The 14,043-nt window shown below is 63.0% G+C and carries 9 protein-coding genes; 3 read left to right on the forward strand and 6 right to left on the reverse strand.

Going from position 1 to position 14,043, the window contains the following annotated elements; all coding sequences use genetic code 11:
• Positions 1-52: 52 nt before the first annotated feature.
• From SINAC_RS30955 to pabB, 3 genes are read right to left on the reverse strand one after another with little or no spacing between them, the layout of a single operon-like run.
• The gene (locus SINAC_RS30955) at positions 53-1,159 is read right to left on the reverse strand and encodes a Nif3-like dinuclear metal center hexameric protein (RefSeq protein ID WP_015249487.1); all 1,107 of its coding nucleotides are present in this window, start codon (positions 1,157-1,159) and stop codon (positions 53-55) included.
• A complete protein-coding gene (locus SINAC_RS30960) occupies positions 1,156-1,992 on the reverse strand; it encodes an aminotransferase class IV (RefSeq protein WP_015249488.1) in 837 nt (278 codons plus the stop codon). The genes SINAC_RS30955 and SINAC_RS30960 overlap by 4 nt, the downstream gene beginning before the upstream one ends.
• On the reverse strand, positions 1,989-3,413 hold the full coding sequence (gene pabB / locus SINAC_RS30965) for an aminodeoxychorismate synthase component I (RefSeq protein WP_015249489.1): 1,425 nt from the start codon (positions 3,411-3,413) through the stop codon (positions 1,989-1,991). Before pabB ends, SINAC_RS30960 begins: the two co-directional genes overlap by 4 nt.
• A 281-nt stretch (positions 3,414-3,694) precedes the next feature.
• Here pabB and SINAC_RS30970 point away from each other — a divergent pair, with 281 nt between their 5' ends.
• The 3 genes from SINAC_RS30970 (at position 3,695) to SINAC_RS30980 (ending at position 8,369) form a co-directional block, all read left to right on the forward strand.
• Positions 3,695-4,483, forward strand: a complete 789-nt coding sequence (locus SINAC_RS30970) for a sugar phosphate isomerase/epimerase family protein (protein WP_015249490.1) — start codon at positions 3,695-3,697, stop codon at positions 4,481-4,483.
• Positions 4,484-4,714: 231 nt separating this feature from the next.
• Entirely contained in the window at positions 4,715-5,443 is a 729-nt protein-coding gene (locus tag SINAC_RS30975; protein WP_015249491.1) for a YceH family protein, read from the forward strand.
• 4 nt (positions 5,444-5,447) lie between these two features.
• Positions 5,448-8,369, forward strand: a complete 2,922-nt coding sequence (locus tag SINAC_RS30980; RefSeq protein WP_015249492.1) for a glycoside hydrolase family 38 N-terminal domain-containing protein — start codon at positions 5,448-5,450, stop codon at positions 8,367-8,369.
• 313 nt (positions 8,370-8,682) lie between these two features.
• Here the strand turns inward: SINAC_RS30980 and SINAC_RS38295 are convergent, their stop codons facing one another.
• The 3 genes from SINAC_RS38295 to SINAC_RS30995 all read right to left on the reverse strand — a co-directional run bounded on the left by SINAC_RS38295 (position 8,683) and on the right by SINAC_RS30995 (position 13,925).
• Positions 8,683-11,487, reverse strand: coding sequence for a glycosyltransferase family 39 protein (locus tag SINAC_RS38295; protein ID WP_015249493.1), 2,805 nt, complete (start codon positions 11,485-11,487; stop codon positions 8,683-8,685).
• A 58-nt stretch (positions 11,488-11,545) separates the two neighbouring features.
• A complete protein-coding gene (locus SINAC_RS30990) occupies positions 11,546-12,718 on the reverse strand; it encodes a DUF1559 domain-containing protein (RefSeq protein WP_390553450.1) in 1,173 nt (390 codons plus the stop codon).
• A 61-nt stretch (positions 12,719-12,779) separates the two neighbouring features.
• Positions 12,780-13,925, reverse strand: coding sequence for an ISAs1 family transposase (locus SINAC_RS30995; protein WP_015243931.1), 1,146 nt, complete (start codon positions 13,923-13,925; stop codon positions 12,780-12,782).
• Positions 13,926-14,043 lie beyond the last annotated feature (118 nt).

Raw genomic sequence — 14,043 nt, forward strand, 5'->3', positions numbered from 1 at the left:
CCCCCAGGTTTTCCCTGGGGGATCTTTTTTTTCCACTTCCCGCTTCGCTGACTTAACCAATTGTTCTGAGCGGATCGGTCTCCTTACGGCTCGGCCAGACGGTGAGCGCGGGGAAGGCGACCGCGATCTGCGTCGCTAAGTCCTCAACCCCCGGCCGTTCGGTGGCGTGATGCCCCGCGACGACCAGGCCGATGCCGACCGATTCCGCCTCGAGAGCGCGGTGGAATCGCGCCTCGCCGGTCAGAAGGACGTCGGCCCGGCAACGGACGGCATCGCCGATAAAGTCGTCGCCCGCTCCACAAACAATTGCCACCCGCTCGATGCGACGGTCGGCCGGCCCCACAACCTGCACTCCGGGAGCCGCGAGCGTCTGGCCAACCAACTCCGCAAACGCACTGAGGGTGGTCGGCGAAGCCAGACTGCCGACGCGGCCAGCGCCTCGGCCCGAGTTACCCGGGTGAAGCGGATAAACATCCATACCCGGCTCCTCATAGGGGTGGGCGCTCCGGATTGCTCCGAGGACCACGGCGAGGTGCGACGATGGGCAAACGAACTCAACTCGGCGCTCGCGGACCGTCTCACGCTGCCCCCGCTGCCCGATCACGGGGTTGCTCCCCTCCGTGCCGAAGAACCGCCCCTGCCCTACGCTTGTGAACGCGCATTCCTCATAGGCACCGACCTTGCCCGCGCCCGCCGCGAACGCCGCCGAGAGGACCGCCTCGCAACTCTCCCGAGGCGTAAACACAACGATCTTGAACGACGGCGAAGCCGATGCCGGACGGAGTGGTTCGGTCTCGAGCAAGCCAAGCCGGCCGGCGAGCCCGTCGTTGATGCCCCCTTGCGTATTGTCGAACGCCGTATGAGGGCTGGCGATCGAGACACCAGCCCGAGCCAGATCCCAGAGCATCCCCGTCTCGCGATCGTCGGCCCGAACGCGCTTGACCGGCCGAAACAAGACCGGATGATGGCTCACGATCAGCTCCGCCCCATCATCGATCGCCTCGCGCGCAGTCTGCGGGGTCACGGTCAAGCAGGTCATGACTCGGCTCACCTCGGTGGCCGGATCCCCCCAGAGCAGGCCGACATTATCCCACGATTCGGCAAGACTCAAAGGAGCGAACTCGTCGAGCCAGCGAGCGACCTCCGCGACGGTGCTCATGATGTCGTTCCTCCTTCGTTCAGCCACTCGGACAGTAAAGACTTGAGACGAACGGTCCGTGGACCACCCGGCACATCCCAGGACAGGTCGCCTAACCGGGCCACCGGAATCACCCCTCGAACTGAGTTGGTCAAAAAGACCTCGCTAGCGTCTTGCAAGTCATTGGGTTCGAGGTTCGTCACCTCACGAATCTCCAGAGCCGACGACGGAGCCAGTTCAAGAACCAATTCTCGCATGATTCCCGGCACGATCGGGCCGTCGAGCGCGGGGGTCACCAGTTCGTTCCCGGCGACGAAGAAGAGATTCGTCCGGCTTCCTTCCCAGAGATTCAGCCCTGCGCTCACACTGAGAATCTCATCAAAGCCACGCTCTCGGGCATCCTGATAAGCCGATCGCCTCCGCCAATAATTCAATGTCTTATGCCTGAGCAACGGGTCGTTCGGATCGACCCACCACGAGCCAAAATCGACGACCGCCCCGGGCCCGGTAATCATTGAGGGGGGCAGAGGAGCCGACCGCATCCAAAGGGTCGCCCCGGCGGCGTCGGAAACACCCCCCGTCAAGGTCAGCCGGAGCGCCGCGTCCCCCACATGCCCATTGGCTTCGAGCAGTTGAGTGACCGCGGCAAGGTCGGGTAAGGCCGACGTTTCAAGGGGAAGGCCAAGCGCCTTGGCCGACTTCCTGAGGCGCGCCAGGTGGCGATCAAGCAACGGTGTTCCCCCTTGCCAGGTCCGCAACGTCTCGAACAGACCCAGGCCATGTTCAAACGTGCGATCGAGGACACTGATCGTCAACGCTTGATCCGGCACGATCCGGCCGTCGACCCAAATCATGATCCGTTTGCCCCTTCGCCTTCGAGCACCTCGCGCAGCGCACGGCCCTTGTCAAGCGTCTCGCGGTACTCCGCTTCGGGACTCGAGTCGGCGACGATCCCCCCGCCGACCTGATAGCTGACCTGATCCCCCTCGACCAGCATCGTCCGGATCGCGATATTGAACCCGCTCGATCCGCCTCGACCGAAATAACCAATAGCCCCGGTGTAGAGACTGCGCCGCGTCGGTTCCAGCTCGTCGATGATTTCCATGGCCCGGATCTTGGGTGCGCCTGTGATCGATCCCCCTGGGAAAAGGGCACGGATCACATCAATCGGCCCAACGTCCGCACGAAGTTGCCCTTCGACCGTGGCGACCAGGTGATGGACCTGGGCAAAGCTCTCCACCGTCAACGACTCGCTGACCCGAACCGAGCCGAACCGGCAGACTCGTCCCAGGTCGTTTCGCTCGAGGTCGACGATCATCGTGAGCTCGGCCCTGTCCTTCTCGCTCACGGCCAACTCGTGCGCCAACCGGCGATCCTCCTCGGCGGTTTGTCCACGTGGGCGTGTCCCCTTGATCGGCCTCGTGACCAGGCGGTCGCCACGCGACTGGTAAAACCACTCCGGGCTGGCGCTGATGACAGCCAGGTCGTCCCACTGAAGATAGGCCGCGAACGGAGCGGGACTCCGCGCCTTGAGCCGAAGGTAGAGATCCAGGGGTTCGGGTTCCCCTCGCGCCACGAATCGCTGCGTCAGGTTGATCTGGAAGACGTCCCCGGCCGCAATGTATTCGAGGACCCGGCCGACGGCCTCGAGATAGTCGGCACGCGTGACGTCGCATTGCACGGGACCGAGGACTGAAGGTCGAGGCTCGGGCACGGGGTCCAGGCTCTCCAGCGCGCTCCGCCAAAGCTCCAGACGTCGTTCGCGCGCGGCATCCCCCTCGCCCAGAAAGTCGTGGGCCCAGAGGTCCACGGCACCCGTCGCGTGGTCGACCGTCACCACCGTGTCATAAAGCGCGAACCGGAGGTCGGCGATTCGCGATTCAGGTTCAGCATGGCGAGGGAGCCGCTCGAGTCTTGGGGCAAAATCATAGCCGATGAACCCGACAAGCCCTCCGTGGAAGGGAGGAACGCCTTCTTCCGTACATCCCGCTGGATCCGCCAGATCGAACCGGTTGAGCAACATCTCGAGCGGTTGCAGGACGTCGCCCCGGCCGGTCTGGAGCGCTTCGCCGGTCCGTAGCGACCAAGAGTCACCGCTAACCTCGAAGACGAGCCGCGGTCGAGCCGTATAAAAGCTCCAGCGGCCGGACTCGCCAAAGCCGGGGCCGCTCTCGAACAGCGCCGGCTGGCTCCACGACCCGATCTGAAGTGCAAGCCGATCGACGGAACAACCCGGAAGCCGGCAATGGAGGGGAATCTGAGAGGCGATCGCCACGAAACTCCTCGAGACAGCAGGCAAGAAGAACCGAACCCAAGATTCTGCTTCATCATAACCGAGCCGGCCAGGACGCGATAACGGCTCTTTTCCTCCGTTGAGCACCGAGAAGTCACCCGCTCGCCTTGCAGCCCCACACTCCAAAGAGCATGCTGTTAGAGAGGGGCGTCTTCGCAAGACCTCAAGGTTGCGGAATCCCAACGGAACTCCACCTCGGTCGCGCCGGGAGGCAAGCCCCGCTTCGACTTCGGCTCAATGAGAATGAGAAGGAACGACCCACGATGATCCGCTCTCCGCTGGGACTTCGGCTCAATCCCGGCCGCCCGATCAGGGAACAGATCCGCGAAGCCGCCACGCTTGGAGCCAAGGGGGTCGTCTTCGATGCCGTCGGCGACCTGGCGCCGGAACGGCTCTCGGAGACAGGCCGGCGCGATCTCCGGCAACTGCTCCGTTCGGTCGAGCTCTCTCTGATCGCGGTGAGCTTGCCCACGCGCCGCCCCTTCGATACGACCGACCAGCTCGAAGACCGGCTGCGTCGGGCGGAAGGGGCGTTTACGATGTCCTTCGAGCTCGGAGCCCGTCTGGTCCTGGCCCGGATGGGCGAACTGCCCCCCGAAGCCGACGCGCCGCGCCGAGAGACCTGGATCTCGTCGCTCCGTGAACTCAGCCGCCGGGCCGATCACCGAGGGATCCGCTTCACCGTCGAAACCGGGACGGAGCCAGGCACAGCGTTGCGCCCGATCCTCGACGGTCTCGACACGATCGGGGTGGCCGCCAGCATCGATCCGGCGAGTTTGCTCGTGCGTGGGTTCGATCCCGTGGAGACGACCCGCGCTCTGGGCCCCTGGGTCGCCCACGCTTATCTCAACGACGCCGCATCCGCCGGAACCAACGTCACGGTGGCCAGGTCGCGTGGCGACGGGTTCCCCCCCGGCGCCCTCGACTGGGAAGAGTATCTCGGCGGGTTTGAGGAGATTAACTACCGTGGCTTTGTAACCGTCTGGCCCGACCCAGCCTACGAGCCGGCCCCCAGGTTTCTCGCGATTGCCGACCGGCTCAAGCGACTCTGATGGCCCGCCCGATCGGCCAACTGGGTGCTTGAACCTCACGAGATCGCGGCTAGGATGAGGTCGTCCCGAGGGATCGCCGCGTCCCCCCTTTTTTTTGTTGAGCTCTTGAATTTTACCGATTGCGATCGCTGCCCGACGGTTCACCACGGGGCCTGCGAGGAGCCCGTGGAGGCCTCCCCCCTGCACCGTCGCTGACGACGATCGATTCCCCCTGATGGATGAGGGTTCGTGATGAGTTCCCCGGTCGCTGAACGCACCTGGGTCCCGCTTTCGCCCCGAGAGCGGCGGGTGTTGGGAGTCCTGGTCGAAAAGGCCAAGACGACCCCGGAGTATTATCCCCTGACCATCGCCGCGATCGTGACCGGCTGCAACCAGAAGTCGAACCGAGACCCGGTGACCGACTACGATGCCGACGATGTCGAGGATATCCTCCAAGACCTTCGGCATAAGGGGGCGGTCATCATGGTCGAGGCGGGGGGGCGTGTCGTCCGCTGGAAGCACACCCTCTACGACTGGCTCAAGGTGAGCAAGGTGGAGTTGGCAGTCATTGCCGAACTGCTCCTCCGAGGGCCGCAGACCGAGGGGGACCTCCGCTCTCGAGCCAGCCGGATGGAACCCTTCCCCGACCTGCCGGCGCTGCAAACCGTCCTTGAAGCGTTGGCGACGCGTGACCTGGTCATCAACCTTTCCCCGCCGGGACAGAAACGGGGGGTGATGGTCACCCACGGTTTGTATCCGCCCCAGGAACTCGAGAAAGTTCGCACAGCCTTCGCTCAAGCCGCCATTGCCGGCGACGAAGACGAGCGACCCGTGCGACTCTCAGCCGTCCGCTCGGAACCTTCCCCGCCCGCCTGGGTCGCCGAAACGACCGCGCTTCGCGCTGAGATCGACGTCCTGCGGAAAACGATCGAGGCCCTGGCGGCCGAGGTCCGCGACCTGAAAACCGAACTCGGAGCTTGATTGTATGAGTATGCCCTCTCCCGAGTCGGCGGAGCCCCAGACCGAGGCTCCGTCCCCGCCGGTCCCCGAGGGAGGGCACTGGTCGCTGATCGCCCTGGTCTCCCACGACGGGGTCGAGCCGCCAGCGAATCTTTCCGAATCCGAAGCGCTCGGGATCTGGTGCGCCCGCTCCGTGCTCTGGCACCCCGCGCTTCTGGCGCAAACGCAGATGTTGCCGCGAATCGAGTCGATCGACGCGCCCACTTCCCCCGGCCCGCGCGAGCTCCGCGTGGTGGCTGCCGGAGTGCTCGACCGCCTCCCCTCGGGCTACCAGACGCAGGCCGAGGACGCTGGCGCGATCGTTGTTGAAGGGGGAGCCGACCGGCTCGCCTTGGTCCGCGACCTCCTCGCCCGGATCAATGCCGTCGCACCGGCCCTCGATACGGAAAACGAAGGTCTCATCACCGCGGCCAACGACTTCCTCGCGCTGGGAACCGCTCGTTGGATGCTCCGTGACCTGACGATCGCCATGGGGCATGCCGACGCGCTGGACACGGAGAGCCTCGAACGCGAGGTCCTCGCCGGAGCACTGGCCTGGTGCCAGGGGGACCACCCGGCGGCCACCAACCGGCTCCGCGCGGCGTTCGAGCTGCTCACCCAGGCGCGCGAACGGTTCTATCCGGTCGATGCCTACATCGTCGATGTCTGCCTGCTCGATCCTTCGACGCCCCCCGGCTCATTGACCGACGCGCTGAAGGCCCGAGCGCCGGTGACCTTCCTGGCACCGGCCTTGGCCGTCGAGAAACTCGCCGAGAGCGACCCCGAAGCGATCGCCTCGGTTCGTGAGGCGATCACCGAAGGCTGGGCCGACGTCGTCGGTGGGTCGTACACCGAGTCGGAAGAACCGCTGCTCCCGATGGAATCGGTCCTCTGGCAGTTCCGCCGAGGAGCGGAGGTCTATCGCCGCCACCTCGACGACCGCAACGTTGAAACGCTTGCCAGGCGTCGATTCAGCCTCTACCCGGAATTGCCCCAGCTCGCGAAGCGGTTCGGGTTCCGGTTCGCCGTCCACCTCGGGTTCGATGCCGGTCGGTTCCCGATCCGGCCCGAGGCGAAGCGACTCTGGGAAGGCCCCGACGGCACGAGTTTGGAGACGTTGACGCGCCCCCCTCTGGGCGCAGATCGGTCCGCTCAGGGGATGTTCATCCCCTGGCGGCTGGCGACGTCGATGAAGGACGATCACGTCGCGACCCTCCCCTTCGTGCATTGGCCGAACCCGGTCGCCCCTTGGTATCTCGACCTGCGACGCGTGAGCGCCTTCTCGCCGGTCCTGGCGCGTTGGGTCACGCTCAACGACTATTTTCACCTGACCGACCGGCCCTACGAGACGTTCCGGCCCGAGCACGACCAGTATGTGACCCCCTACCTTGCCCAGGCCGTGGCCCGGCGCGACGAGCGGCCAATCTCGCGCAAGGCAGTCCACGCCCGACTCCGTGCTCGGCTCGAGGCCCTGAACGCCACCCGCGCCCTGGAGCGGGCTGTGCTCGGCACCGCTCCCGACCCACAGACGCGAGCCGAAGAGGTCTCGACCCTCGATCTGGAGACGTCCCTGGAGACCGGGCAGGTTGACGAAGTTCACTCCGCACTCGAGCGTGCCATACCGGACGCAGCCAGCCGCCTGGCGGTTGCGATTCAAGGGGAGACCTCCGAGGCCCGCCCCGGTTTCTTCGTGTTCAACCCACTGGGCGTTGCACGACGAGCGGCCGTTTTGTTGCCCGACGCCGCGCTCGATCTCCGCCCCGAGGGGCCGCTCCGCGCCGCCCAGTTCACCGACGAGGGAGTCTGGGCGGTCGTCGACCTCCCGGCGTTCGGCTACGCCTGGGTCCCGCGTGACGCCGACCTGGCAGCCACTCCCACAACTCCAGGCGTGCTCTCAGTTCGCGGCCGACTGCTGGGCAACGAGTCGATGGCGGTCGAAATCGATCCCACCTCCGGCGGAATCCGCAGCATCCGAACCCCCACTGAGGAGGTGGCCAGACTCGGCCAGCAACTCGTCGTGTCGGGTCTGGTCGCCTCGGACGGCAGTCCCGTCAGCACCAAGATGCGTGAGGAGTCGTTCGAGGTCGAATATGGTGGCCCTGCCCTCGTGCAGGCGATCTCTCGCGGTGTCATCGTCGATCCGCGTGACGACCGCCGTCTCGCCTCCTTTACCCAGCGCTATCGACTCTGGACCGGCCGGCCCATCCTCGAGCTCGACGTGACCTTGAACGACCTCGACCCCGATTGGCTGGCCCGTAGCGCACAGGCCGACCCCTGGGCGCACAACCTAGCCTGCCGCTGGGCCTGGCCCGACCCCAATTCGATGCTCAGACGCACCTGCTTCTTCTCGCCCGAAGTCACCGAGGCCGACCGGCCGGAAACGCCCGATGCGCTGGATATCTCGACCCGACGTCAGCGAACCGCCTTGTTGTTCGGCAGCCTGGCACACCATCGTCGCCACGGCCAGCGGATGCTCGACACCCTCTTGATCGCCGGTCGGGAAACCGAACGAAACTTCCGACTGGGCGTCGTTCTCGACCTCGAGCACCCGTTCCACGCCTCGATGGACTTCATCGCGCCTGCACCCGTCGTCCCGACCGAGTCGGGCCCGCCTCGGACCGGCCCCACCGGCTGGCTCTTCCAACTCGACAACAAGGCCGTCGCAGCCACCCGCCTCGAGCCGTTGGAGAACACGGGGGACAACCACGGCTGGGGAGTCGTCTTCCACCTCTTCGAGACCGCCGGCCGCCCCGCCCGCTGCCGCCTCCGACTCTTCCGCAACCCGGTCTGGGCCCGCCAGACCGACTTCCACCACGAACTGGTCGTCGACCTCCCGATCGAGGAGGATTCCATCCTCATCGACCTGACGCCCCATGAGATGGCGCGAATCGAAGTCACCCTGGGATAAACCCAGCAGCCACGAAGAACGAGCGGCCCGGGGCATCGATTCCGAAGGCAAGCGGGGAGCGTCGTGAGCTCCCTGTCTTCCTCTTGGAGCATCAAAAAGTCCCGCAGTCCTTCGCCGCTCCGACTCGCCGCAACCTCAAGGCCACTTTCGATCTTACCGCCGATGACGGTCGACGCAACCCTCCCTTATTGTGCGAACTCCCTGATGCGTGGCTTTTACAAGTGCATGATCAAAGTGTGCCCAGCGATACTCCCCTGTCGTGATCCCGATAGAGTCTTGAACTTCGAATCAGCAGCGTCCGGATCACGGATCCTCACCGCCCGTCTGTCCCCATGAGATGAAGCTCTGGCTTTCTCTGCTCAGCCAGCCAGTCATAGAGCTCATTCGTGTTATAGGCACTGTCCCAGGCATTGTGCCTGTCCCCGGTGAGCACGTAGAACTCGGTGTATCGCGGCTTCCCGCCCTCCCGCCTCAATGCTTCGATCATTTGGCGCGGTATGGCTGGTGGCTTGCTCACATCGAAATAATTGTGGAAGCACCAGCAGGGGATGCTCTTGATCGCGGTCGCGAGGGCGGGGTCGCACTCGGCAGATGCGACCGGAACGATTGCCGCCCATCGGTCGGGGTATCGGGCGGCAATTGGCCAGACGCCAGCCCCGCCACTGGAGATGCCAGTCAAATAGATCCGGCGGGGGTCAACGCGATACTCTGCCTCCACTTGTGCGAGAATCTCCATAGTATGCTGCGTGTCGTCACCGTCAGGCGCCCATCCCCCCGTGTGGCCCTGAGGGAAGATTGCGAAAAAGTCAAAGTCGTTCTCCCGACGGGCGATTGCAGGGGCCAAGCCAACCTTGAGATATTGGTCCCCATCGGTTCCCCGATCGCCATATCCGTGGAGGAGGAGGATCAGGGGGTAGGAGATTTCACCCGTATAGTCGTGGGGCACGAAGATTGTGTAATTGGTCACGCTGCCATCCGGCCCGCGATAGACACGGTTGAGGAAGCCGCTCCTGTTCGCAATACCCCGACGGCCGGGTCGTGTCGCCAACGGGGCCAATCCCGCCTTCAGTCGTGCGCGGTCGGCGTCCTCGGACGTAATGTGATAGATGCAGATCGAGTCGCCAATGACGAACGCAGGCTGGAAATCCTTAAAATAGTGGAATCTCGGTAGGGTGAGGTTGTAAAGGTCGAGGGCGTAGTAGCCGGGCCTTGGTCCTAAGCGTTCGAAGTACCAGGGGTCGTTCGGCGGCACAGGCCCCGGCCCCGTCGGGATGTGAGTGTATTCGATACCGAGGGCGCGGGGATCATTCACGTACTGGCAGGCGAGTCCGATCGGTAAGGCCTCATGGTGGCGTCCCAGCCAGCTCTTCAACTCCAGCAGGTCGCGTGTGTTGGCCAATCCCACCTTCAGTCGTGCGCGGTCGGCGTCCTCGGGCGTAATGTGATAGATGCGGATCGAGTCGCCAATGACGAACGCAGGCTGGAAATCCTTAAAATAGTGGAATCTCGGTAGGGTGAGGTTGTAAAGGTCGAGGGCGTAGTAGCCGGGCCTTGGTCCTAAGCGTTCGAAGTACCAGGGGTCGTTCGGCGGCGCAGGCCCCGGCCCCGTGGGGATGTGAGTGTATTCGATACCGAGAGCGCGGGGATCGTTCACGTACTGGCAGGCGAGTCCGATCGGTGAGGCCTCTTGGTGGCGCCCCAGCCAGCTCTTCAACTCCAGGAGGTCGCGTCCGGCATCGAAGTAAGGATGACTTGCCGCCAGGGTAAGCCGGTCAGCTCCACTCACGGCCTCGTTGAGATAAGAGAGGAGATGGGGATAGGCCGACAGTCCACTGGCGAAGATCCCGACGAGCAGGGTCACGATCAATGCCGTGGCTTTGGGAGTGCCTCTTCCCAGATAGCGAGCGAGACCGCTCATCCCGACGATGGTGAAGGGAGCGGCAAGCAACATGCTGGCCAAGGGGAAGAGATCGCTGGATAGAATAAGGGCCGGCGCGATCATGACTGCCGCCTGAATCCAGACGGCCCGCTCGTCGGCGGGGAAGCCGCGACGGATCGACAGGGCGCCCCCCCAGAAGATCAAGATCCATGCGGCGATCGGGACCTTGGCCAAGAGCAATGCGACGGTGATTCTCCCACGGTCGGTGGCCCGGCTCGCGTCCGCTTCGATGGTTTGGAAACACGATTCCGCATCGCTGCATCGACGATCCATGCCGCGGATGTAGTCGACGGGGACCGGCAGGGGGAAGCCGCCGAACCACGATCCTTCAAAGCGATTCCGCACGGGTCCCGCATCAGCAATCGTCGCAGACGGGTCGTTCGCTTTGCTGCCACCGAAGACACGGCTGGTGAAACGCAACTTCCCGAGTGGTATCCCTGTTCCCGTAAAGCCATAGCCCACGTTGATGACCCAAAGGCAGATGAAAAGTCCGAACACGGCCTGGGCTGCTTGGCCCCAGCAGCCAGCGGTTCGGCCTCCCATTTCCTGGTCCGGACACCGAACAAGGCAGAGCAGTAACCAGGCAAGTGGAAGCGAGAGGGCGGAATACTCGGTGAGCATGGCAACCCCAAGCAGGGCGCCCGTGACAGCTGTCCGAGACCAACTTGATTTCGATCGCCAGCGGGAGAAGGCATAGCCTGCGGCCAGACAGGCCACTGCGGCCGGGAGATCGGGCGTTGCCAGGGCCTCGCGTGCCAGGATGTTCGGCCCGAAGGCCCAGAGAACCAGGGCAAGCCGAGCGGCGCCAGAGCCGTACAACTCACCTGCCCAGCGTGTAATCAGCCAAGCCCCGGCCACCCACCAGAGCAGGGTCGGGAGGCGGGCGACGCGGATTAAGTGGTCGTAGGACAACGAGTTTGTATACGCGAAGTCTCGTGCCGCTTTCAAATCCGCTTCGTCGGCGAATGTTCCCTCGAGGACATCGGATGACTTGATTCGATTGGGGCGCAGCGACAGGACTGGCAGGGCGGCGACTAGACGGGCAAACGGCGGGGCGTTATTGGCGAGAGCAAACGCCCCGGCATCCCAGTGGGCGAGACCGGCAGAGACTGATCGAGCCTCGTCGACTGTGGCATAGTGGTGGAGGGAGGCGAAGGTAGCCAACCCTAGGTTGAGCATCACAACAACGGGACAAAATATAGAATATTTCACGTGATTACTTGCATTTAATTTGCGATCAAAACGAATCAGCTCCGACGATTTCACCACCGGCACGGGTACCTAAAGCTCGCCAGAGGTTAGGGCTGATCCCGTCCTTGATAAAGCGAATCGCACCGTCGCCAAAGGCAACGTTCACTCCACCTTGATGGTAGCTCCGCGCAGCCATGTGGGCAGCGACAAAGGTAATGATCCCGCAGTCGTTCCCCTTGGCATTCGGGGGTAAGGTGTGGGTGTAATTACTGGTCTGGGGCATGCTTCGGTAATACTGAAGTCCACGATAGGGAATGAGGCGGCGGAGGAGACCGGGGTTATCATAACTCGCGCAGATCGAGGGCCAGACATTATTATTCCAATCTGAGCTACCTTCAGGGATTAGGTAGACATTTGAAAGGTCGTAGGCGATCGGTGTCGCATAATTCCCGTTAGAGCCGAGCTGAGGCAGGGTCGACCGCTGAGTTTCGGAAAACATGGCGGTGTTGCTAGCGCCATCCCTGATCGTCTGAAATGTAATCTTACTGATCACGTTGCGATCTTTGTCCTGCATCACGTTAAAGAGCCCCAACCGACGCGGGTTTGTTTCGGCATATGATGGCAAGCCGTCGTCCCGTATTGCGCTCGCGCCGGTACGTTGGCAAGCGGTATCGCCCAGGCTGGTAAAGTAATTACTGTAGCCGATCCGCCCTGCCAGCCGAACGGATGACGGATCGGATGGACAGATAAAGGCGTCAACAACATGAGAGCACGCCGTTATATTTGGGTCGGTATCCGGGTAGTTCATAGCCTCGTTGAGATTGAGAGTCAAATTGAAGCTGGCATATAAGGCGGAACGTTCTAGATAAGGCAGGAGAAGCACTTGGGTATTTCCTCTCGCTCCGACGGGGTCGGCTGGGGGAGGGGCATATCCCGGGGGAAGTTCACCGCGGGCCGACTCGAAGTTGAGCGCCGCCAAGGCCATTTGTTTTAAATTATTGGCACACTGGGCTCGGCGTGCCGACTCCCGAGCCGCCTGGACGGCTGGCAAGAGCAAGGCTATCAGGACGCCGATGATAAACACGACGACCAGCAATTCGATTAGCGTAAACCCAGGCCTAGCTCGCATATGCGTAATTTCCTGCAGTTTTGTGCATTTGAGTGATGCTGTGATGGAACAATACGCTATTATTTTACCTGAAATCGACATTGGATGCATAGGAAAAATTCCTCGCACCCAGCAGATCACGCGGTCGGGTAGGCCCCAGGGCCAGCGCATATCAAACACGCTGTAGTGAAAGGACTTGCGTGAGGTAGTCCGTATTAATCATACAGGACATCATCTTTCCACGTAGGCTATCCTTGTCGGGATGACGCTTCAGCAGCGTCACGGCGAACCGCCGAAGCCAGCTCAAGTTGTTCCCCAAAGTCCGCTCGCGAGTGCGGTGCTCATCTTCGCGAAAGTTCACATCGAGCACCCAGTGCATCGACTCGATACTCCAGTGACCGCGGACCGCTTCGCCGAAACGCTTGCCGCTCAGATAGTGGCTGCTGAGATAGTAACGCACCTCGTCCGACTCCGTCCCATCGGCATGCTGCGTGATTCGCACCGCATAGCCAATTGCCTTGATCCAGGGCCAATCCTTCAGCGGCGCGAAATCAGTCGGCACCTTGACCAGATAATAGGAACGCTCGTCGATGCGGCCGTGCCCGGCATCACGGGTCTCGTCGTATCGATAGTGGAGGTCCTCGAGATCGCGTTCCAGGTGGTCGAGGAAGAACGCTTGGATCGCGGTTGCGAGCTTCGGCTGATTGTCTTTGACGGCGATCACGCAGTCGCCGCCACCGTCAACGATCTGCTCGACAATCGCTTTCTGGCAGCCCATCGCGTCGATCGTGATGAGCGTATCCGTGAGGTCAATCTGCTCGAGAAGTTTTGGGATGGCTGTGATCTCGTTGGACTTGGCGTCGGTGGCCACCTGACCCAGCGCAATGCCCTGCTCGCTGGCCCAGGCGCTGACAATGTGCAGATTGCCAAGACCTTTGGCCGCATCGTGCGATCCGCGACAGGCTTTGCCGTCGATAGCGACGTGTCGGCGGGAGTTCTCAGTGTCGGCGGGGATCGCGTCGCAGATCCAGTCCTGGAAGCAGCGTTGAAAGGCTTCGGGTTTCAGCGCCATGAGCAAGCGTCGGATGCAATCCCGTGAGGGGATGCCGTTGGGCAGGGCCAGATGCAGGGCCAGCCAGGACTCACGATTCTTGGCCCAGCGATGAATGGCGGTAGGGCCATCGCATCCGCAGATGACGGCGCAGACCGCGATGACAGCGATATCGACCATCAAGTGCCGACGATTGCGTGCGTGGCGGGGATCGGAGAGCGATTCGAAATAAGAGCCGATGGAGCCGACATCGACGGGCTTGGCCATGGGAGGCATCCTGGGATCGGTCGGTGTCGGCCTCCGCACACCCGGAGTGCAGTAAGCCGATTCACGAGGACCGATTCAAAGATAACGAGCCACGGTCTGTCGCGCCAGACTACTCAGG

The organism is Singulisphaera acidiphila DSM 18658 (assembly GCF_000242455.2).
GTDB classification, from domain to species: Bacteria; Planctomycetota; Planctomycetia; order Isosphaerales; family Isosphaeraceae; genus Singulisphaera; species Singulisphaera acidiphila.